Annotated in this window: 17 protein-coding genes and 1 pseudogene; 14 read left to right on the top strand and 4 right to left on the bottom strand. The window is 63.5% G+C overall.

Features of this window, described 5'->3' with window-relative positions; genetic code table 11:
* The 3 genes and pseudogenes from CAF87_RS23245 to gspG all read right to left on the bottom strand — a co-directional run.
* Positions 1-181: pseudogene (locus tag CAF87_RS23245) on the bottom strand (hypothetical protein); the annotation flags it as partial.
* Positions 182-258: 77 nt separating this feature from the next.
* Positions 259-1,446: a type II secretion system F family protein gene (locus CAF87_RS23240; protein ID WP_085733248.1), complete on the bottom strand. Its 1,188-nt coding sequence runs from the start codon at positions 1,444-1,446 to the stop codon at positions 259-261.
* 14 nt (positions 1,447-1,460) lie between these two features.
* Entirely contained in the window at positions 1,461-1,889 is a 429-nt protein-coding gene (gene gspG, locus CAF87_RS23235) for a type II secretion system major pseudopilin GspG (protein ID WP_085733247.1), read from the bottom strand.
* A gap of 202 nt (positions 1,890-2,091) precedes the next feature.
* On the opposite strand from gspG, the gene CAF87_RS23230 reads away from it, so the two are divergent.
* Positions 2,092-2,703: a lytic transglycosylase domain-containing protein gene (locus tag CAF87_RS23230; protein WP_085733246.1), complete on the top strand. Its 612-nt coding sequence runs from the start codon at positions 2,092-2,094 to the stop codon at positions 2,701-2,703.
* Between the two features lie 3 nt (positions 2,704-2,706).
* Here CAF87_RS23230 and CAF87_RS29340 read toward each other — a convergent pair whose 3' ends face one another.
* Complete coding sequence (locus CAF87_RS29340) at positions 2,707-2,871, bottom strand: hypothetical protein (protein WP_170929647.1); 165 nt, start codon at positions 2,869-2,871, stop codon at positions 2,707-2,709.
* 33 nt (positions 2,872-2,904) lie between these two features.
* On the opposite strand from CAF87_RS29340, the gene mnxG reads away from it, so the two are divergent.
* From mnxG to CAF87_RS23165, 13 genes are all read left to right on the top strand, one after another.
* Entirely contained in the window at positions 2,905-8,724 is a 5,820-nt protein-coding gene (gene mnxG / locus CAF87_RS23225) for a manganese-oxidizing multicopper oxidase MnxG (RefSeq protein WP_085733245.1), read from the top strand.
* Between the two features lie 33 nt (positions 8,725-8,757).
* A complete protein-coding gene (locus tag CAF87_RS23220; protein ID WP_085733244.1) occupies positions 8,758-10,665 on the top strand; it encodes a cytochrome D1 domain-containing protein in 1,908 nt (635 codons plus the stop codon).
* A 13-nt stretch (positions 10,666-10,678) separates the two neighbouring features.
* Entirely contained in the window at positions 10,679-11,329 is a 651-nt protein-coding gene (locus CAF87_RS23215) for an SCO family protein (protein WP_085733243.1), read from the top strand.
* The gene (locus tag CAF87_RS23210; RefSeq protein WP_085733242.1) at positions 11,326-11,946 is read left to right on the top strand and encodes an SCO family protein; all 621 of its coding nucleotides are present in this window, start codon (positions 11,326-11,328) and stop codon (positions 11,944-11,946) included. The genes CAF87_RS23215 and CAF87_RS23210 overlap by 4 nt, the downstream gene beginning before the upstream one ends.
* A gap of 9 nt (positions 11,947-11,955) precedes the next feature.
* The gene (locus CAF87_RS23205; protein ID WP_085733241.1) at positions 11,956-13,506 is read left to right on the top strand and encodes an ABC transporter substrate-binding protein; all 1,551 of its coding nucleotides are present in this window, start codon (positions 11,956-11,958) and stop codon (positions 13,504-13,506) included.
* A gap of 15 nt (positions 13,507-13,521) precedes the next feature.
* The gene (locus tag CAF87_RS23200) at positions 13,522-14,283 is read left to right on the top strand and encodes a SurA N-terminal domain-containing protein (protein ID WP_085733240.1); all 762 of its coding nucleotides are present in this window, start codon (positions 13,522-13,524) and stop codon (positions 14,281-14,283) included.
* A 235-nt stretch (positions 14,284-14,518) separates the two neighbouring features.
* Entirely contained in the window at positions 14,519-15,052 is a 534-nt protein-coding gene (locus CAF87_RS23195; RefSeq protein ID WP_085733239.1) for a response regulator, read from the top strand.
* Positions 15,053-15,135: 83 nt separating this feature from the next.
* Positions 15,136-16,842: a GspE/PulE family protein gene (locus CAF87_RS23190; RefSeq protein ID WP_085733238.1), complete on the top strand. Its 1,707-nt coding sequence runs from the start codon at positions 15,136-15,138 to the stop codon at positions 16,840-16,842.
* Positions 16,823-17,626, top strand: coding sequence for a hypothetical protein (locus tag CAF87_RS23185; RefSeq protein ID WP_085733237.1), 804 nt, complete (start codon positions 16,823-16,825; stop codon positions 17,624-17,626). Before CAF87_RS23190 ends, CAF87_RS23185 begins: the two co-directional genes overlap by 20 nt.
* A 1-nt stretch (position 17,627) precedes the next feature.
* Positions 17,628-18,173 carry a PilN domain-containing protein gene (locus tag CAF87_RS23180; RefSeq protein ID WP_085733236.1) on the top strand — a complete coding sequence of 182 codons (546 nt, stop codon included), beginning with the start codon at positions 17,628-17,630 and terminating at the stop codon, positions 18,171-18,173.
* A complete protein-coding gene (locus CAF87_RS23175; protein WP_085733235.1) occupies positions 18,160-18,708 on the top strand; it encodes a GspMb/PilO family protein in 549 nt (182 codons plus the stop codon). Before CAF87_RS23180 ends, CAF87_RS23175 begins: the two co-directional genes overlap by 14 nt.
* Positions 18,708-19,226, top strand: a complete 519-nt coding sequence (locus CAF87_RS23170) for a hypothetical protein (protein WP_085733234.1) — start codon at positions 18,708-18,710, stop codon at positions 19,224-19,226. Before CAF87_RS23175 ends, CAF87_RS23170 begins: the two co-directional genes overlap by 1 nt.
* On the top strand, positions 19,223-21,070 hold the full coding sequence (locus tag CAF87_RS23165) for a secretin N-terminal domain-containing protein (RefSeq protein WP_085733233.1): 1,848 nt from the start codon (positions 19,223-19,225) through the stop codon (positions 21,068-21,070). Before CAF87_RS23170 ends, CAF87_RS23165 begins: the two co-directional genes overlap by 4 nt.
* Position 21,071: the final 1 nt, after the last annotated feature.

The raw sequence follows: 21,071 nt of genomic DNA, 5'->3' as shown, positions 1-21,071 counted from the left end.
CTCCATTGCCGCCTCCACCGCCACTACCTCCGCCGCCGCCACCACCGCTGCCTCCACCCCCACTGCCACCTTCCTTGGCCTGAACGCTGGACACCCCGGACAGGTTGTCCGGGATCAATACGGTAGACGCCGACAGGACTGCGCCGATGGTCATCGCTAGCATGAGCTTTTGAATGTGCATATCGTTCTCCGTCTTTGTTGTCTTGAATGGGAACGTGGATGTGCCTTGTTTGCGTGTGATCCGACCCGTTCCCGGGGTCAGTGGATACTTGAAGCGAGTTCGAAGATCGGGATGTACATCAGGATCACGATGACCCCGATCAACAGACCGATGAAGGTCATCAGCAGCGGTTCGAACAGCCGCACGAACCACTCGATCCAGCGGCTGATTTCCTCGTCGTAGAAGTCGGCGCTGCGTTCCATCATTTGCCCGAGGTTGCCGGACTGCTCGCCAGCGCGCAGCAGGCGCAGAGACACCGGCGTCACCAGCCGATTGAGCTCCAGTGCGGTGGACAATGACTGTCCTTCGCGCACCCGCTCGCAGGCCTGGTCGAGCCGCGCCCGCGAGGCCACGGTGAGCAGGCCGCGCACCATGCCCATGGCGGTCACCAGCGGAATCCCGCCTTGCAGCAAAATCCCCAGTGATCGGTAAAACCGCGCCAGCTCATACATGAAGATCCGCTGGTGCACGGCGGGGAGTTTCTCCACCAGCCGATCCAGCCCGCGGCGAAACGCCGGTTGTTTCTGCAACACGGCGAGGGTGGTGATGATGGCCGCCAGAATCCCGAAAAACTCACCCTGATGCGCGTGCAAAAACATCCCGCTGCTCATCAAGATCTGCGATAGCCACGGCAGGTTCGAGCCCAGCCCTTCGAACACCAGGCTGAAACGCGGCACCACGTACCCCATCAGAAACAGCACCACGCCACCGCCGACTACCAGCAACAGCAAGGGGTAAATCGAGGCGCTGATGATCTTCTGCCGCACCTCGTCCATGCGCTGGCGATAGCTGACATAACGCCCCAGCGCATCGCCGACCGCGCCGGTCTTCTCGCTGGACTGTACCAGCGCCACGTACAGTGGCGGGAAGACCGCCGACAACTGGGCCAGTGCCTGGGAGAACGACTTGCCCTCATACAGAAGCCGCACCAGCTCACTCAAAGTTTTGCGGGCAGCGGGGGCGGTTTCTTTTTCCGCCAGGCTTTCCAGTGCATCGATCAACGGCAGGCCGGCGTTGAGCAACGTGGTCAGCTCTTGGCTGAACAGCACCAGATTGAAGGTCTCGTGTTTGCTCAGACGCAACGAACGCCAGTGCCGTTCGGCGTGCAGGCTGACCACGCGCAGGCCCTGATCCTCGGCGATGCGCCGCGCTTCGCTGTGACCGGGCGCCTCGATGTTCAGCGACACCACGCCGGCCTTGCCCACTGCCTTCAGATGAAAACGCATGCCCGGTGCTCCGCTCATTGCCAGTTGGTGATTTCGGCGTTTTCGCCTTCGCCGCCGGGCTGGCCGTCCTTGCCCATCGACAGCAAGTCGTACTCGGCGTTTTCGCCGGGGTAGCGGTAGGTGTAGTTGCGGCCCCACGGGTCCTGCGGCAGTTTTTTCTGCAGATACGGGCCAGTCCATTTCGCCTCGTCGCTCGGTGCGGTCACCAACGCCTGCAAGCCTTGTTCGGTGGACGGGTAGTGGCCGACTTCCAGCCGATACAAGTCCAGCGCCTTGCCCAGGCCTTCGATCTGCGCCTTGGCGACTTTCACTTCGGAGCGCCCCAACTGGGCGAAATATTTGGGCGCGACGATCCCGGCCAACAGACCGAGCACCACCAGCACCACGAGCAATTCGAGCAGGGTGAAACCGCGCTGGGTACGCGGACGAAGATGCAGCTTCATGATGACCTCCCGTGAGTGGCAGCCGTGTCGCCAGAGGGCTTATGCAATTGCCATGCTCAGCACCCGATAAATCCTGCGCGCGGGCTGAAGCCCTTGAAATACGGGCTTCTGAAGAGTCGGCACAGTGCTTGCGTACGGCTGAATCACGACAGGTCAGTGGGGCATTTCCCCCAATTTTTCGGGGCCTGTCAGGGGAGGCCCAATGCTCAATCCAATCTGCGCAGGACTGCTTGGCTGCATGCTGTTGACCGGCATCGCCGAGGCCGATGTGTTTGTCTCCGTGGACGCCAAGGGCAGCTATGTGCTGTCCAACGTCCACCGCCCCGGACGCACCTACGAACGGGTGATCCACGAGGCGCAAATGCCCGTGGTCAGCCTTGACCGGCAACCGCAATTGATCGCCAACCAGCCCTACGCGGAACTGGTATCGGCGGCGGCCACGGCCAATCACTTGCCCGAGGCACTGCTGCACGCGGTGATTAACGCCGAGTCGAACTACAACCCTGGCGCCACCTCGCCCAAAGGCGCCGGCGGGCTGATGCAACTGATGCCCGACACAGCCCGGGAACTGGGGGTGACCGATGTCTACGACCCCAAGGCCAACATTCAGGGCGGGGCCCGGTATCTCAAGCGTCTGATGACCCTGTTCGATAACGACATCGCCCTCGCCGTGGCGGCCTATAACGCCGGCCCCGACGCGGTGTTGAGCCGTGGCCGGGTGATCCCGCCGTTTGCCGAAACTCAGCGTTATGTGCCCAGCGTCCTGCGTCAGTACCGGCGTTTGCAGGGGCTGGCGGCGGACGCGCCGTTGTAAACCTCAACCCGGTTTTCCCCACTTTCGGGGCAAACCTGCCGGGTTGGAAAAGCGGGGAATCGGGTGGGGAATATCCCCCGGATTCTCAAGTGGTTTTTGTAACTGACTGACCAGCAACAAAAATTTTTGTGGCATGCGGATTGCTCCGAGGGCTTTGTCGAGAATCATTCCCTGTGAGCACCCACTACGAGGTTTCCGATCATGGTTGGCATTCACCACGCACCGTCCCTGCTGAACTGGCTGCTGTTGCTGGCCTCGATGCTCAGCGTCGAACTGGCCAGCGCCGCCGTGCGCTGCGAACGCAATCTGGTGGCCAACGTCGTGGCCTTCGATCAGCCGCTGATGTTCAACCGCCTCGGCGCGCAGAACGTCAACGGCATGATGTTCGCCTTGCGCCGCGACGTGGTCGATGACCATGACCGGTCGCTGGCCCAGGGCGGATCGGCGGTGCCAGGCAAAGTTTCACTGCGTCCGGACAAGCGTCCTCGGCCACTGGTGCTGCGCGTGGCAGCGGGGGACTGCCTGACGATCAACCTGCAGAACCTGCTGGCTTATCAGGCCAACCCGAACCATCACTCTGAGCCTGAGGGCGAAGAGGAAAACGTCAATGTCGGCGAAGCCTTCAAGGCCGACGAGCAAGTCTCCGATCGGCATGTCGGCTTCCAGGTCAACGGTCTGCAAGCGGTGAACAGCATCGACGACATCGCCTCGTTCACCGGCCGCAATGCCAACAGTCTGGTCGCCCCGGGTGCCAGCCGTTCCTATCTGTTGTACGCCGAGCGCGAAGGGGCGTTCGACGTCAGCAGCCGTGGCGCGACGTTCGGCGGGGAGGGCGCGGCCGGCAACAATGCCAATGGTCTGTTTGCCCAAGTGGTGGTCGTGCCCAAGGGCGGCCGCACTTACCGCAACACCCTCACCGAAGAAGACATGCGCCTGGCCAGCACTGGCCGCACCCCCGCCGGACACCCGATCGTCGATTACCAGGCACGCTACCCGCAGCGCGAGCCGTGGCTGCGCGAAGGCAAGGCCGGCACACCGATCATCAGCATGGTCGACGGTAGCGAAATCATCTCCAGCGAAAGCGACGCCATTGTCATGGGCAGCAACCCCGACGGCAGCTTTCCGCCGATCACTTATCCGCTGGAATCACTGGGCAAACGCAACCCGGCGCTGCCCAATCGGCTGGAGCCGTTCCGCGATTTCGCCGCGCAGTTCCAGGACGAAACCGCCGTCACCCAGGCGTTCCCGGCGTACTTCGCCGATCCAGTGATGGGGCACGTGCTGGAGCCGACCCGCGATTCGTTCATGATCAACTATGGCGCTGGAGGCATGGGCGCTGAAGTGATCGCCAACCGTTTGGGCGTGGGGCCGATGCACGATTGCCTGTCCTGCGCCTACGAAGAATTCTTCCTCAGCTCGCACACCGTCGGCGACGTGGCGATGCTGGTGGACGTCCCGGCCAACTCCGGGCTTGAGAACATCGCCCCTGGCCAGGCTCCGCGCGCTGATCAGGTCGGCGTCAAAGCGACGATGGCGCTTTATCCGTCGGAGCCGTCGAACGTCGCCCACAGCTACATCGGTGACTTCGTCAAATTCCGCAACACCCACAACGGTTACGAGCACCACATTTTCCATTTGCACGGCCACCAGTGGTTGTTCAACCCCAACGACGACAACTCCGATTACGTCGACGCTCAGGGCATCGGTCCGGGCGCCGGTTACACCTATGAAATCGCCAACGGCGGTTCGGGCAATCGCAACCGGGTGGCGGGCGATGCGATCTACCATTGCCACTTCTATCCGCATTTTGCTCAGGGCATGTGGGCCATGTGGCGGGTGCATGATGTGTTTGAAGAGGGCACCAAACTGGAGGTTTCCGAGCAAGGTGCCGACGGTTTCCACAGCGAGCCTTATGCCCTGCGCAGCGGCAAACCGGCCGCTGGCGCCCGCGCCTTGCCGGATGGCGAAATCATTGCCGGCACGCCAATTCCCGCCATCGTGCCGCTGCCGGGCAAAGCCATGGCGCCGATGCCGGGCAAGGTTGTTGTCGTGCCGAAAATCGGTGAAACCCTGGTTACCGGCAACGATGACGACAATGAGGAAGAAGAGGGCGACGATGATCATCACGGCGGCAACGCTGGCGGTCAGGCGGTGGGTTCTCTGGCCCTGGTGGATCGCAGCGAAGCCAACCGCAACGCTGACGGCAGCCTGAAAAATCCCGGCTATCCGTTCTGGATCGGCGGCATGGAAAGTTCGGTCGGGCAGCGTCCGCCGACTCCGCCGCTGGACATGCTCGACGCCGCCACCGCGCAATCGCTCAAAGCCAGTGGAAAGGCACTGTGGGCCAACCTCGACCCGACGCAATCCGGCGGCTGGGACGGTGGTTTGCCGCGCCATGCACTGGACGGCAAATCCGCCGGTGGCGAAGCGCACACCGTGACCACGTCGCTGGATTTCTCCAAGGAAGTCACCCGCGCCAAACCGATCTATCTGCCCGAAGAGGGCACTGAAGTCGAACAGGCCGCGATGGCCTTCCACGCGAAAAAGGACCACCCAAGCTTCGCCTTGCTGCCCGGTAATCAAGTGGTGGCCAAAGCCTTCCGCACCAATGGCGCCCTGCCGATTGCTGGCGCGCCGTACTACGAACCGTGCATGGACGACCGGCAAAAACGCCTGACCAGCAGCGCCGGCAGCGGCGAATTCAACAGCGGCGAGCGCATCGACGGCATGTCGTTTGTCGGGGCCTCGGCGTTCACCGCCGACCGGCCACGAGTCTACAAAGCCGCCAACATCCAGTTCGACGCGGTGTACAACAAGGTCGGTTATCACTTCCCGCAAGCCCGGATCCTGGCGCTGTGGGAAGACGCCTGGCCGGTGATCACCAAGCAGCGTCCGCCAGAGCCGCTGGTGATGCGCATGAACACCTTCGACTGCGTGCAATACCAGCAAACCAACCTGGTGCCGGCCGTCTATGAGATGGACGACTATCAGGTGCGCACCCCGACCGACGTGATCGGCCAGCACATTCACCTGCCGAAGTGGGACCTGACGGCAGCGGACGGTTCCTCCAACGGCTGGAACTACGAGGACGGCGTGCTTTCCCCCGGCGCCGTGCAGGAGCGTGTGCACGCGATCCGCGAATTCAACCAGTGCGCCGGCACCGACCCGCGCGACGGCACCCCGGCCTGTCCGAAAGCCAAGGCGCATCCGTTCTTCGGTCAGTACGGACGCAGCGACTGGATGGGCGCGCGCACGGCGATGCAGCGCTGGTTCGTCGACCCGGTGATCAACAGCAAAGGCGTGGATCGCGGCCTCGGCACGATTTTCACCCATGACCACCTCGGCCCATCGACGCACCAACAGATCGGCCTCTACGCCACCGTGCTGGCTGAACCGGCCGGTTCCACCTGGTTTCACGCCGAAACCGGCGAGCCTTTGTACAGCGGTGCCCGGCAGGATGGCGGGCCGACGTCGTGGCAAGCGGTGATCAACACCGGCGACCTCGACGGTGACGGCTTGAACGACAGCTTCCGCGAGTTTTTCCTGGAGTACAGCGACTTCCAGCACGCCTATGAAGCCGGTGTGTATGTTGGCGCTGGCCCGAATGGCATCCCGAATGCGCAAGCGTTCCCGGCCACGGCCGACAGCTTCCGCTTTGCGATCAACCCACCGGTGCGCAACAACGCCGGCAACCTGCTCGAAGCGGTGGTCGAGGCGCGCGGCGGGATCAAACCGGGCTGCCCGAGTCGGCCATGTCCGCAGGCGATTTCCGTGGATGACCCCGGCATGTTCGTCGTCAACTACCGCAACGAGCCGCTGGGCCTGCGGGTGTTCGATCCGAACAAGGTCGGCCCGGACGGCAAGCGCGGCATGCAGGCAGACGGCCTCGGCGGTGACCTGGCGTACGCCATGCAAAGCCGCACCGACCGGGCGATCCCGGCACTGAACCTGGCACCGAACCAGATCAGTTCTGCCACCGGGCCTACCGGCGGCACCACGCTGTTCCCGCCGCACATCAACAAGGGCGGAGCCGAGCCGGGCGATCCGTTCACGCCGATGCTGCGCACCTACACCGGTGACAACGTGCGGCTGCGGGTGCATGCCGGCGGCCACGAGGAAGAGCACAACGTCACCCTGCACGGCGTGAAGTGGCTGCAGAGCGGCTCCGGGTTCGGCAACAGTTCCAACTCTGGCTGGCGCGCTTCGCAGATGGTCGGGATCTCCGAGCAGATGGGCTTCATTGCGCCGGTGTCGATGCTGTCGAGTTCTGCGGCGACCACCGGGGATTATCTGTACTCGATGGACGCTTCGATCGAAGGCTACTGGAACGGCATCTGGGGTGTGATGCGTAACTACACCGCGCAACGCAACGACCTGTTCGCGCTGCCGAACAACCCGAAACCAACCGGCATGCGCAACACTGTTGCGTTCGAAGGCACCTGCCCACGGATCAGCGCCAACCCCAACGGCATCGGCACCCGGCCGACCGTGCAGCGCAACTATGAAGTGGTCGCGGCGCTGGCCAATGACATCCTGCGCAACCCGCTGGGGCTGACCATCGGCGATTCGGCCGGGCTTGGCCAGCATGTTGGCGGGCCGTTGAATCCCGCCGGCGGCACGCTGGTGTTCAACTCGCGGCCGGTGAGCATTCCGCAGGTGACGGTGACCGACCCCGAGGATGGCGAGACCATCACCATCGGCGGCCAGAGCGGGCCGATCCATGACCCGACCGCGATCCTTTATGTGCGCAAGGCGGATCTCGATCCGGCCACCGGCAAGCTCAAACCCGGCATTCCGGTGGAGCCGCTGGTGCTGCGCGCCGCTGCCGGCGACTGCATCAACATCACCCTGGAAAATCGCTTGCCGAGCGTGATGCCCGATCTGGCGCAGACCGCGATCCTGCAAGGTCTGGTCAAACGCGACCGTAACGGTGGCGACGGCTCGACCACCTTCAACAACAACCTGCTGCGACCCTCCAGCCACGTCGGCCTGCATGCGCAATTGCTGGCCTACGACATCACCAAATCCGACGGGGTGAACGTCGGCGCCAACCCGATCCAGACCGTGCCGCCGCGTGTCGGCAGCACCGGTGCCTACCCGACCCGTACCTATCAGTACTACGCCGGGCACCTGGAGCGCGAAGGCAAACCGATCACCCAACTGGGGCGCAACGTCGACAACATCAACGCCACGGCGGTGGAGTTCGGCGGCCTCAACTTCACCCCGGCGGACGTGATCAAGCAACCGCAAAAAGGCCTGGGCGGGGCAATGAGCATCCTGCCGGTGGGTGCTACCTGGGTCGACGACGTACGCAAGGTCAGCGCCACGGTGACGGCGGCGGGGCAGACGGCCTATCGCGATTTTGCGATGGTCTGGCAGCGCGCGCTGAACCTGCGCTGGGCCAATGGCCGGCCGGTGGAAGGCATCGCCTCCGAAGGCATGGGTGTGCCGAACGATCCGAAGGACAACGCCGGCATGGCCATCAACTACAAGGCCGAGCCGATGTGGTACCGCTTCGGCCTGGCGCCGGACGCACCGTTCGGGCGTGCCGACGGTCATGGCTACGGCGACGTGCCGAACGCGCACATGGCCTACAGCAACGCGCTGGTCGGCGGCGATCCACAGACCCCGGTGTTCTACGCCAAGCCGGGTCAGCCTTTCCGCACCCACATCCTGATGCCAACCGGTGGCAGCCGTGGCTCGACCTTCCAGCTCGACGGGCATCTATGGTCGGTCAACCCGTTCCAGTCGGAGAAGAGCGATGTCGGCGGCTACCCGATGAACACCCCCGGCGTGGGCTCGGTGAAGTTCGGCTACAACCCGATGTCGATGTACATCGGCGCCCGCGAAAGCGTGCTGCCGGCAGCGCACTTCAGCTTCATGTTGCCGAGCGCCGGCGGGGCCAATGCGATAGCGGGGGATTACCTGTTCCGCGACAACGCGTCGTTCGGCAACACGGCGGGGTTGTGGGGGTTGTTGCGGGTGACCAATGAGCCGGAGCCGGTACCGCCCGCTCAATGACCGGACGGGGTTGTATTGGCAGGGGAGAGCGACATGAACAGGATCATCAACATCATCGGCGTGTGTCTGCTGACCATCGCAGGTGCGCTGCTCACGCTCGGTGAGCTTGCCTTGGCGCAGACGTTGACCCGTGATGGCGTGTCCATCACGTTCAACCTGCAACCCTTGGCCCGCGACGGCAAATTGCGTGAAGGCGAGTTCGCCGACGTGCAGTTCCGCGTCACCGATGGCACCTCCGGCCAGCCGTTGTCCGGTGTCGCACCGGGAGCGTGGATCGATCCGGAAAGCGTTGGCGCCGACCAGGCCCAGGGCCGCGACAAGAGCTGCAAATCCCGGGTCGGGACGTTCCTCAAATCCAACATCGGCGCGCGGCCGTTGCTCGATCTCAACAGCTACTTCCTGCTGGTGATGAACCGCGATGCCAGCGTTTCGGTGATCGATCCTTCGGTGTCGGTCGGCGGCATCACCAGCACTCTGGCGCGGATCGAACTCAAGCAACCGCCGATGGACTGGGTCACGCTCAGAGACAACAAACGGGTGTTCGTGTCGATGCCGGCAGCAGGCGCAGTGGCGGTGATCGACAGCGAGCAATTCAAGGTCCTCGACTCGGTGGCCGCCGGCAGCCAACCGGTGCGTGTGGCGCTGCAACCGGATGAGCGCCTGCTGTGGGTCGGCAACAACGCGACCAAGGCTGAAGAGTCCGGGGTCACGGTGATCGACACCCAGAGCCTCAAACCGCTCAAACACCTGGCGACCGGTCGCGGCCATCACGAAATCACCTTCAGCAAGGACAGCCGTTTCGCCTTCGTCAGCAACCGCGACGACGGCACCCTCAGTGTCATCGACATCGCCAGCCTGAGCTTGCTGCAACAGGTCAAGACCGGTTCCAGCCCGTTGTCGGTGGCGTACTCGCCGCTGTCTGGTGCGGTGTACGTGGCCGATGGCAAGGATGGCACCGTCACCGTGATCGATAGCAACAGCCGCGCGGTGCGCCGGGTGATCAAGCTGCAACAGGGCCTCGGCCCGATGGGTTTCAGTGGCGACGGTCGTTTCGGCGTGGTGCTGAACACGGTGGAAAACCGCGCCACGGTCATCGACGCGGCCAACGATTCGGCGATCCATGATCTGGAAGTTTCAGCCGAACCCTATCAAGTGGTGTTCACCCAGGCCTACGCCTACGTGCGCGGCCTGGCCTCGCCGAAAGTCACCATGATCAACCTGTCTTCGCTGGGCGAAGGGCGTCAGCCGATTACCCAGGGCTTTGAAGCCGGGCCGCAGCCGCCACGGCTGGCCGGGGATCTGCCGCTGGCCTCGAGCCTCGCCGTATCGCGGGACGACAACGCGGTGTTCGTGGTCAACCCGGTGGACAACACCACCTACTTCTACGCCGAAGGCATGAACGCGCCGATGTCCGGTTACCCCAACCGGGGGCAAATCGCCCGCGCCGCGCTGGTCGTCGACCGCAGTCTGCGCGAAGTGTCGCCGGGGCTCTACAGCGCCCGGGTGAAGCTGCCGGCGGCGGGGCGCTTCGACGTGGCGTTCCTGCTCAACCAGCCGAACATCATTCATTGCTTCACCGCCCAGGTGGCGTCCGATGGCGCGCCTGAAAAACACCTGGGTGCGCCCAAAGTCGAGTTCCTGCTGGACAAGACCGCCGTGGCCCTCAACGACCCTTACGTGGTGCGCTTTCGCATCGTCCAGGGCAAACAGAAGATCCAGCGCAGCGGCGTGACCGACGTGCAGTTGCGCTACTTCCTCGCGCCGACGTCGCGACCCCGTGAAGTCGCGGCGCTGGAAGTCGCCGACGGTGTGTACGAAGCCCCGGTGACCCTCGACCGCAACGGCGCCTGGTACCTGCATGTGCGCGCGGCATCGCTGGGCGCCGGTTTCGATGACAAGACATTTGCCAGTGTCCGGGTGCTGCCCGGCCAGACTCAGTGACGAGGACAACGCCATGAACCGATTCGCATCATCCGGCCTGCTGACCCTGTGTCTGTTGGCCACCGGCATTCATCAGGCCCAGGCACATTCGGCGGATGAACACGCGGGGCACAAGGCACCGGCCGCCAGCTCTCAGGAACACACCCAGGTCAAATTCGTCGACGTGCCGCTGCTCGATCAGAACGGCAAGACCGTGCGCCTGGAACAGGATTTGGTGCACAACAAAATCGTCGTCATGAGTTTCATCTACACCAGTTGCACCACGGTCTGCCCGGTGGTCTCGTCGATCATGGGCAAGGTGCAGAAACAGCTGGGCTCACGGGTCGGCGGCGAAGTGCAGCTGGTGTCGATCAGCATCGACCCGCAACGCGACGACCCGAAACGTCTGCGCGATTACGCCCGCTCTTTTCAGCGCGGGCCGGGCTGGAGCTGGCTCACCGGTTCGACGCAGTCGATCAACGCCACCCTCAAGGGGCTGGGCAGTTTCAGCGGTGACTTCAAGAATCATCAGCCGCTGATCCTCGTCGGTGACGGCAACAGCCGTCACTGGATGCGCTACTACGGCTTCACCGACCCGGCGCTGCTGGCCAAGGAAGTAGAGAAACTCAGCGGTCTGCGCACCCACGCCAGACACACCGCGATTGCCATGGAGCAACAGCCATGAGAATGCTCGACTGGGTCACCCTGATGATCTGCTTCTGTATTTTCAGCGCGGTGGCGTTCGCCCACGAAGGTCATGCACCCGAGGCTCCGGCAACGGTTGCCGCCGCGCCGGCCAAAGGCACCCACGACGCAAAGACCTGGTTCACCGACACGCCGTTGCTGGATCAGCATGGCAACACTCAACGCTTCTACAGCGACGCCCTGAAAAACCGCGTGGTGCTGCTCAACGTCATTTTCACCAGTTGCAACGATGCCTGCCCGCTGATCACCCGCAAGCTCAAGGAAGTCCGCGAGCTGCTGGGTGACAAGGCTGACGGCGTCACTTTCATTTCCCTTACCAGTGATCCGCTGCGCGACACGCCGGCGGTACTCAAGGCATACACCTTGAAGCAGGGCGCCGATGACCCTCACTGGCTTTTCCTTACCGGCGACAAGGCGCAGATGGATCTGGTGCTCGGTCGCATCGGCCAGATCGTGCCGACGCCGGAGCAGCACTCGACCCAGTTGATCGTCGGCGATGTCGCCAACAAACGCTGGAGCAAGATTCGCCCCGACGCCCCGGCCGCCGCCATTGCCCAGCGCTTGCAGTTGCTGGCAATGCCCGTGGCCGGCCGCTGAGTCCGCGCCATGAACCTCGGCCGCGTCCTCGCCCTGATCCTGCTCACTGGCGTCAGCCTCGGCGCGGCCGCGTTGCCGCTGACCGATGAAGAAAGCGCCGGCAAGCGCCTGTACCGCGAAGGCCTGTCTGCCAGCGGCGAGGCGATCATGGCGCGGGTCGGCGCGGCGGACGTGTTGCTGCCGGCCACTAGCCTGCCGTGCGCCAACTGCCACGGCACCGATGGTCTCGGTCGGCCCGAGGGCGGCGTGCGGCCGCCGGAGCTGAACTGGTCGCGACTGACCAGCATTCACGGTCAGCAACATGTCAATGGACGCAACTACCCGGCATACACCGAAAGCAGCCTGGCGCAGGTGATCCAGCAGGGCCGCGACTCCGGCAACAATAGACTCGATCCGAGCATGCCGCGCTTCCTGCTGTCGATGAAGGATCAGCGCAATCTCACTGCCTATCTCAAGCGTCTGGCTGATGATCGCGATCCGGGGCTCGATGACCAGACCCTGCACCTGGGCACTTTGCTGCCCAGTCAGGGGCCGCTGGCCGAGGAGGGCGCCACGGTGGCGGCGGTGCTCAACGGCAGCGTGGCGCGGATCAATCAGTCGGGCGGCATTCATGGCCGGCAGTTGCGTCTGACCGTGGTCGATCCCGGCCCGGATCGCGCCAGCGCCGAGCAGGCCCTGCAACGGCTGATCGTCGAGGAAAAGGTCTTTGCGCTGATCGCTCCGCTGGCGCCGGCGCTGGACAGTGAACTGGCGCCGCGCCTGGAGCAGGCCGGTCTGCCGCTGATCGGGCCGTTGTCCTTGATGGGTTCGGTGCAGGCCAGTGCGCAGATCTTTGAACCGCTGCCGGGATTGCGCGAGCAGTTGATCGCCCTGGCCGACTACGCCGCCGCCAGCCTGAAAGTGCTGCAAGGGCCGACGCTGATCGCCTATCCCGACGACCCGGCTCAGGTGCAGGCCGCCCAGGCGCTGGGGCAATACTTGCAGGATCACGGCTGGCAAAAGGTCCGGCTGCAGGCCTACGACCCGGCGGCGGACAGCTTGCCACTGGGATCGCGTTCGGTGTTCTACCTGGGCAGCGGCAGCGGTTTCAGTCGGTTGGCGGCGGGACTGCAGCAAGCCGGGCAAGTGCCGTATCTGTTCGCGACGTCGGGCCAGGTGGCGGGCGACCTGCTGCAAGTGCCCGAAGGCTTTTCCCGGCGGGTATTCCTGGCTTATCCCTTTGTGCCGAGCGACTGGACCCAGGCAGGGCGCATGGCCCTGACCCTGCTGCGTGAACATCAGGGCCTCGGCGCGCAGCATGCGGTGCTGCAAGTCGGCGCCTACGCCTCGATGTTGCTGTTCAGCGAAGCCATGAAGCAGGCCGGGCGCGATGCCAGCCGCGAAAAAATGGTGACGGCCCTCGAAAGTCTGCACGACTTCGACACCGGCCTGACCCCGCGCCTCAGCTTCGGTCCCGGGCGACGATCGGGCCTGAGCGGGGCGCATGTGGTCACCGTGGATTTGCCCGATCAGCGTTTCTACCTGGTCGCGCCCTACAAACCGATTCTCGCGAGCCCCTGAACGGAGGCCTTGATCATGAAGCTCAAAAGCGTGTTGTGGCTGCTGGCGTGCTGGTTGCCGATGGCGTTCGCCAATCCGGAACCGGTGGCGGCGCGGGTCAACGGCGAGGTGATTTCCGAATTTCGCCTGGAACGGTTTTTTGCTGAATACCTGGAAGACCGGGGTCGCGCCGTCGCGAGCATCCGTAGTCCCAAGGCCTATAAACAGCTGCGTCAGGCCGCGCTGGACACGCTGATCGACATGGAACTGTTGTGGCAGGAGGCGCAAAAACGTGGCCTGAAAATCGATGACCAGGCTGTGCAGCAACAGGTCGAGCAGATCCGCATCGCCATCGGCGGTAATGACAATTTCATGCGGCGCTTGCAGGATGCGGGGTTCGACCAAGCCTCGTTCACCGAGTACACCCGCCGTGAACTGGCGGCGCAACAGATGTTCGCCGCGTTGATCCGCGCCAACACCTTGCAGGCTCGGCATCTGTTGGTTCGCGTGCCCCCGGGTGCCGATGCCGCCACAGACGCGGCGGCGCGTCTACGCTTGATGCAGATGCGTGCCTCCGTGGTCGAGGGGGCAACGTTCGCCAGCGATGCCGTTCGCTCCCCATTCGGCTGGCATTTGATTTATTTGCAGAACCACTTGGAGGCAGCCGATGTCCCACAGATGCAGGGGCTTGCAACAGTCCGGGTACAGCGTGCCCGACAGCAACAGGCCCAGGCTCGTCGCCAGGTGCTCACGCAATTGCGGGCGCAGAACAGGATCGAACGAATTGACGACGATTGAAGGTTTCCCCCCAATAGTGGGGAATGGCTTCGATGCCCATTCAGGTGCTTCCCCGTTTCTGGGGAACGGGGTACCGGGACGAGCGGGCATTGTCATCAAATTCAAGGACATGAAGACCAAAATTTACCGGCACTCGGCCTGGCATGAAGTGTGCGTTACCTCTTGTGAGGCGCACTCCAGCAGGTTCGGGCAGTAGATGTGAAAAGGCCGGATCTGTCGCTGCAAGGAGTAGACCTTGGTTAACAAAGTACTGGTTGTCGAAGACGAACTGCTGCTTGCGCAGAACCTTCAGGATTATCTGTCGGCGCAAGGGCTGGACGTCCGGATTGCACATGACGGCGCAGACGGAATCGGCCAGGCCGAGACCTTCGCTCCCGACGTGCTGGTGTTCGATTACCGCTTGCCCGATATGGAAGGCTTTGAGGTGCTCGACGCAGTCCGCCAGAACAGGATGTGTCATTTCGTGCTGATAACGGGTCACCCGACCGCTGAAGTCTGTGAGCGGGCGCGGCAACTGGGGGTCAGTCACATCCTGTTCAAACCGTTTCCTTTGGCGGAACTGGCCCGAGCTGTCTGCGACCTTCTGGGGATCCAGCGCGAAGCGAAACCCGGTGCGAGCCCATCCGAAGGCTTCGTCGAACGACGCCAGAGCAGGACCGAGAGCTTCCCGTTGCAGTTGTACGATGGCAGTTGGGTGCTGGCGGACCGCCGACGAAACCGGTCGGAGGCCATGGCACCGGACGACGATCAAATGCTCACCGGGGAGTAATGGCGCGATAGACGTTCCGGCACTCGCCGAACCCGCCTCCCGCGCCGTCAGGGCCTCAAGCCCCGGGTGTTGGAGAGCAAGCCATGGATCGTCTGTCCGTTGTCGTCGAAGCGTTGCAGCCTGCGTGTGCCCCGACACGCTTCTCCAGTGAGCAACTGGCCCAGGCCCGGGCGCGGGCCAGCACTTCCGGGGAACGAGTTCTCGATGCACTGGCCGTGCTCTGCGAACTGGCGCCGATGCCGTTCATTGCCAGCCTCGGCGCCACCCTGCATTACCCGGTGCTCGACACCGACACCCTGTTCCAGGCGACGCCGGTGTTCGATCGGGTCACCCTCGCGCAATGCCTCAAACGTGAATTCATCCTGCTGCGCCACAACGACGAAGTCATCGGCGTGTTCGCCGACCCCTTCGACACGTCGCGCCTGGCCTGGATCGACGAATGCCTGCACGGCGCGCCGCTGTACCTGGTGCACGCCGACGACCTCAAGGCCTATCTGGCCCGCCATGAAGAAAGCTTCCACGCGGTTGAATCGCTCAACGCCCAGGCCGACGCCGGCAGTGAGGTCGACACCCTGCAAAGCCTGTCGCTGACCAGCATCAGCGAAGACTCGAGCGTGGTGGTGAAACTGGTCAACTCGACCCTCTACGACGCGCTGAAAATGCATGCCAGCGATATCCATCTCGGTACCACCGGCAACGGTCTGGTGATCAAGTACCGGATCGACGGCGTGCTGAACAACATCGGCAAGATCCAGGGCAGCGAGTTCGCCGAGCAGGTGATCTCGCGGGTCAAGGTCATGGCCGAACTGGACATCGGCGAAAAGCGCGTTCCCCAGGACGGTCGCTTCAAGATCGGCATCAGCGGCCGGCAGATCGACTTTCGGGTGTCGATCATGCCGAGCATCTTCGGTGAAGATGCGGTGCTGCGGGTGCTCGACAAACAGGACCTGGCCGACAAGGTCTGCGGCGTACAACTTCAGGCGCTGGGTTTTGAAGACGAAACCCTGCGCCAGCTGCGGCGTCTGGCTGCCGAACCCTACGGCATGGTGTTGGTGACCGGACCCACCGGCAGCGGCAAGACCACCACGCTGTACGCGATGATCACCGAGATCAACCACGGTGTGGACAAGATCATCACCATCGAAGACCCGGTGGAATATCAGTTGCCCGGCGTGCTGCAAATCCCGGTCAACGAGAAAAAAGGCCTGACCTTTGCCCGTGGCCTGCGCTCGATCCTGCGGCACGACCCGGACAAGATCATGGTCGGCGAGATCCGCGACCCCGACACTGCACAGATCGCCGTGCAATCGGCGCTCACCGGGCACTTGGTGTTCACGACGATCCACGCCAACAACGTGTTCGACGTGATCGGCCGCTTCACCCAGATGGAAATCGACCCCTACAGCCTGGTCTCGGCGCTCAACGCGATTCTTGCCCAGCGTCTGATCCGTCTGGTGTGCAGCAGTTGCAGCGCACCGGCCACCCCGAACGATGAAGAGCTGCGCGCTTCCGGCCTCGATCCGCACAAGGTCGGCCATTACCACTTCGTCCACGGCAAGGGCTGCGGCCACTGCCGGGGCAGCGGCTATCGCGGGCGCACGGCGATTGCCGAACTGCTGCACCTGGACGACGAACTGCGGCAAATGATCGTCGAGCGCCAACCCATCACCCAGATCAAAGCCCTGGCCTGCGCCCGCGGTTTGCGCCTGTTGCGCGAATCGGCGCTGGAGCTGGTGGAGCACGGTCGGACCACGCTGGAGGAGATCAATCGTGTCACTTTTATCGCGTGATCAATTTATCGCCGTGCTCGGCGCAAGCGGTGTCGGCCTCGGCCAGCGCCGGGGCAGCGACATCCTGTGGCTGGGCAGCGTCGGCTACATCGACGAAGGCTTCCACAGCTACACCGTGGCGCTGGACACCCTCGACCGTCTGCTCGGCGAACACGCCCGCGCAGGTTCGGAACTGAGTGTGGTGATCTCAGGGCATTTCAGCCGTTTCTGCCTGGTGCCGTGGAGCGAGCAGATCAGCACGCCAGAGGAACTGCGTGGCTTCGCCCAACTGTGTTTCGAAGACCTGTTCGGCGCACCGACCCAACCCTGGAGCCTGGTGTTGTCCGCCGAGCCGGCCGGTCACGACCGGATCGCCAGTGCCTTGCCACAGGATTTGCTGGAACACCTGCGCACGCTGGTCAGTGGTCGCAACCTGCGTCTGCGTTCGGTGCAGCCGTACCTGATGAGCGCCTTCAATCGTTTCGACAAAAGCCTCGATGCCGGCGACTTCCTGTTCGTGGTCGCCGAACCGCAACGCAGCGTGTTGCTGCTGGCGAGGGAAGGGCGTTGGGCATCGGTGCGCTCGGTGGGCGGCAGCGACAGTGATGCGGCGTTGACCGCGCTGATCGGTCGCGAACGGCAACTGCAAGCCTCCGTCAGCGAACGTGCCTTCAATGTTTACCTGCATGCCCCGGCGCGTCTCGATGTACAGCCGGATGTAGCGGGGGTGCACTTGCGCACCCTCGAAGACGACTCGATGACCGTGCGTGACGCCTTGTACGTCATGTCCCGGGCGGTGGCCTGACATGCGTGCCTTGAACCTCGACTTCCAGCCTCGTCCGCGTTCAGGCCCGTTGGGCTGGAGCCTGTTCGGCGGCGGCGTATTCCTTGCGCTGGTGTGCTTCGGCGTGCAGCAGCACCTCGGCGACCAGGCCGAACAGCAGCAAGGTCACTTGCAGCACACCCAGCGCCAGCTCACCGGCGACAGCGGCGCCAAAACAACCTTGAGCCCGGCGGAAACCCGCGAGCAGGCGCAGAACCTCGCCGAAATGCGCAAGGTCTCGCAGCAACTGCGTCGCCCCTGGGAACGCCTGTTCGCCATGCTCGAAGCCATGCCGCGTGACGACATCGCCTTGCTGACCCTGACCCCGGATGCCCGCAAGGGTCAGGTGCGAATCAGCGCCGAAGCGCGGGATCTGCAGGCGATGCTGGATTTCCACAAACGGCTGGAGGCCAGCGACGAGCTGTCCGACGTGTCACTGCTGAGCCACGAAATCGTCGTCAAATCGCCGGAGCAACCGGTGCAGTTCAACCTGTCGGCAACCTGGGAGATGGGCGATGCGAATCCCTAGACTGATCGTCCACGAATACCTGCAAGGCCTTGGCGTTCCGGGTCTGGCCGGGCTGGCGTTGCTGCTGGCGACGTTGATCTGGGCACTGGTCGGCTTGCTGCCGGGCTGGCAATCGCTGCAACAGCTCAGCCAGCAGACCCAGGAGGCCACCGAGTACCTGGCCAAGGTCGAGGACGGCAGCATCGCGCCGCCAGTGGTGCCGCAACGTCAGCTCGATGATTTTCGCAACAAGCTGCCGGCCCAACCGCAAGCGACCGTCGCCATCGACCGCATCTACGCCCTGGCCGCGCAGGAACACATCACCCTGGCGCGTGGCGAATACGCCCTCGGCGTCGATCCCAAGACCCATCTGGCGCGCTACCAGATCCTGTTGCCGGTGCGCGGCAGCTACCCGCAACTGCGCCGCTTCCTGCACGCCTTGCTCGGCCAGTTGCCGGCGGTGGTGGTGGAAGACGTCGAGTTTCAACGCAAGAAGATCGCTGACACCGACCTCAACGGCCGGATCCGTATGACCCTTTACCTGTCGAGGTCGTGATGAACACCAAGCGCGTAACAGGGTGGGTGGCGTTCTTCGGCGTGGCGGCGGCGCTGGCCTGGTTGCCCGAATACTTTTTGCCGAGCGACGACGCGGACGCCACTGACGTCGCCGTCTCGGCCCCGGCCAAAGCCACCGCTCGTGGTGCCTTGCCCGCCAGCAATGTCAAGGCTGGCGCAGCGCCGATCAAGGACCTGAGCCCGGCCGGCGACCTGTTTGCGAGCAAATCCTGGAAGGCTGCGCCGACGCTGGCCAGCGTCACCGAACAACCCGTCAACCCGACCCCGGTGGTGCAAGCCCCGAGCCTGCCACCGGTGCCGTTCCAGTTCGTCGGCCGCCTGCATGACCGCAGCGACCTGCAAGTGTTTTTGCAGGACGGCGAAAAAATCTACGTCGTGCGCAACGGGGATGTGATCGACGACACCTGGAAGATCGCGGCGATTTCCGACGCGGAACTGAGCCTGGTCTACCTGCCTCTGCATTTGTCGCAGACCTTGTCTGTGGGGAGTACGCAATGAACAGATCCCGTTTGCTGATGAGCCTTGGCCTGTGCGCCGGGCTGGCCGCGTGCAGTTCCGCGCAGGTCGCCAACAAGGAAGCCGCCGACCTGATCGATCAGGGGCAGTACGAGGCGGGTCTGGCCCGGATCCAGGAAGGCCTGCGGGAAAATCCACGGGATACCGAGCTGCACCTGCTGCTCAACAGCGGCCGGGCCAAGGCGATCACCGCGCTGCTGACTTCCGGCGACACCGACCGCGCCCGCCGTGACTTCACCAACGCACGCCTGGCTTACAACAGGGTGCTGACCATCGAACCGAACAACCGCCGCGCCCAGGATGCCCTGCGTCAACTCGACTACCTGCGCAGCATGGATGAGAAGCTCGAACTGGCCCGTGGCGACCTGCGTCGGGGCGACATCTACGGCGCCGACCGCCAGGTCAAACAGATCCTCGAACTCGACCCTAAAAACGACGGTGCGCTGGAGCTGCAAGGCAACATCCGCCTGGTGCAGAGCCGCAATGTGATCCAGTACCCGCAACTGCGCACCCGGCTCGACCGCCCGGTGACCCTGGAATTTCGCGACGCCAACCTCAAGACCATTTTTGAAGTGCTGTCGCAGGTCGCCGGTTTGAACTTCATCTTCGACAAGGACCTGCGTCCGGACATGAAAGCCACGATCTTCGTGCGTGACGTGCGCATCGAAGACGCCGTGCAACTGTTGCTGCAACAGAACCAGTTGCACCAGAAAGTGGTGAACGAAAACACCCTGCTGATCTACCCGGATTCGCCGCAGAAGCTCAAGGATTATCAAGAGCTGGTGATGCGCACCTTCTACCTGACCAGCATCGACGCCAACACCGCGCTGAACATGATCAAGACCATGCTCAAGACCCGCGACGTGTTCGTCGACGAACGCCTGAACACCCTGACCATGCGCGACACCGAAGACGCGATCCGCATGGCCGAGAAACTCCTGCAATCCCAGGATCAGTCCAACCCGGAAGTGGTGCTGGAAGTGGAAGTGATGGAAGTCGCCACCCAGCGCATTCTCGACCTGGGTCTGCAATGGCCGAGCACTTTCGGCGTGGTCAACGGCGACGGTTCGGCAGTGACCTTGCTGGGACAACTCAAGGGCATCAATTCCGACCGGATCTCGATCACGCCCTCGCCGCAGGCCAAGATCAACGCACAGGACAACGACATCAACACCCTCGCCAGCCCGGTGATCCGCGTCAGCAACCGCGAGCAGGCGCGCATTCATATCGGTCAGCGCGTGCCGATCATCAGTGCCACGTCGGTGCCGTCCACTCAGGGGCCGGTGATCACCGAAAGCGTCACGTATCTGGACGTCGGTCTGAAGCTTGAAGTGACCCCGACCGTGCACCTGAACAACGAAGTGGCGATCAAGATTGCGCTGGAAGTGAGCAACGCCACACCGCTGGAGCCGACCCGCCAGGGGACGATCCCGGTCCAGGTCGACACCCGCAACGCCCAGACTGCGCTGCGCCTGCATGACGGTGAAACCCAGATCCTCGCCGGTCTGGTGCGCAACGACCATGGCGCCACCGGCAACAAGATTCCGGGTCTCGGCGATATTCCGGGTCTGGGCCGGTTGTTCGGCAGCAACAAGGACACCATCGGCAAGTCGGAACTGGTGCTGTCGATCACGCCACGAATCGTGCGCAACCTGCCGTACCAGAGCCCGTCGGACATGGAGTTCCCCACCGGCACCGAAACCAGCATGCACATTCAGGCGCCGGATCGTTCGCAGAACTACGTGATGCCAACCCCGGCCGCCCAGCCTCGCGCCATTGGCGATGCCGCCGTGGCAACTACCCGTGTCACCGTCGAGAAGCCTTGAT

It is taken from the genome of Pseudomonas sp. R38(2017), from assembly GCF_002112395.1.
GTDB lineage: Bacteria > Pseudomonadota > Gammaproteobacteria > Pseudomonadales > Pseudomonadaceae > Aquipseudomonas.
This window is presented reverse-complemented; position numbering and strand designations above follow the sequence as displayed.

What these genes read in the sequence shown, in the direction of transcription:
- CAF87_RS23230 (WP_085733246.1), top strand. Translation starts at nt 2,092, where the DNA reads ATGCTCAATCCAATCTGCGCAGGACTGCTTGGCTGCATGCTGTTGACC.
- CAF87_RS23180 (WP_085733236.1), top strand. Translation starts at nt 17,628, where the DNA reads ATGCGTGCCTTGAACCTCGACTTCCAGCCTCGTCCGCGTTCAGGCCCG.
- CAF87_RS23165 (WP_085733233.1), top strand. Translation starts at nt 19,223, where the DNA reads ATGAACAGATCCCGTTTGCTGATGAGCCTTGGCCTGTGCGCCGGGCTG.
- CAF87_RS23205 (WP_085733241.1), top strand. Translation starts at nt 11,956, where the DNA reads ATGAACCTCGGCCGCGTCCTCGCCCTGATCCTGCTCACTGGCGTCAGC.
- CAF87_RS23215 (WP_085733243.1), top strand. Translation starts at nt 10,679, where the DNA reads ATGAACCGATTCGCATCATCCGGCCTGCTGACCCTGTGTCTGTTGGCC.
- CAF87_RS29340 (WP_170929647.1), bottom strand. Translation starts at nt 2,871, where the DNA reads ATGATTCTCGACAAAGCCCTCGGAGCAATCCGCATGCCACAAAAATTT.
- mnxG (WP_085733245.1), top strand. Translation starts at nt 2,905, where the DNA reads ATGGTTGGCATTCACCACGCACCGTCCCTGCTGAACTGGCTGCTGTTG.
- CAF87_RS23170 (WP_085733234.1), top strand. Translation starts at nt 18,708, where the DNA reads ATGAACACCAAGCGCGTAACAGGGTGGGTGGCGTTCTTCGGCGTGGCG.
- CAF87_RS23210 (WP_085733242.1), top strand. Translation starts at nt 11,326, where the DNA reads ATGAGAATGCTCGACTGGGTCACCCTGATGATCTGCTTCTGTATTTTC.
- CAF87_RS23200 (WP_085733240.1), top strand. Translation starts at nt 13,522, where the DNA reads ATGAAGCTCAAAAGCGTGTTGTGGCTGCTGGCGTGCTGGTTGCCGATG.
- CAF87_RS23175 (WP_085733235.1), top strand. Translation starts at nt 18,160, where the DNA reads ATGCGAATCCCTAGACTGATCGTCCACGAATACCTGCAAGGCCTTGGC.
- CAF87_RS23190 (WP_085733238.1), top strand. Translation starts at nt 15,136, where the DNA reads ATGGATCGTCTGTCCGTTGTCGTCGAAGCGTTGCAGCCTGCGTGTGCC.
- CAF87_RS23220 (WP_085733244.1), top strand. Translation starts at nt 8,758, where the DNA reads ATGAACAGGATCATCAACATCATCGGCGTGTGTCTGCTGACCATCGCA.
- gspG (WP_085733247.1), bottom strand. Translation starts at nt 1,889, where the DNA reads ATGAAGCTGCATCTTCGTCCGCGTACCCAGCGCGGTTTCACCCTGCTC.
- CAF87_RS23240 (WP_085733248.1), bottom strand. Translation starts at nt 1,446, where the DNA reads ATGCGTTTTCATCTGAAGGCAGTGGGCAAGGCCGGCGTGGTGTCGCTG.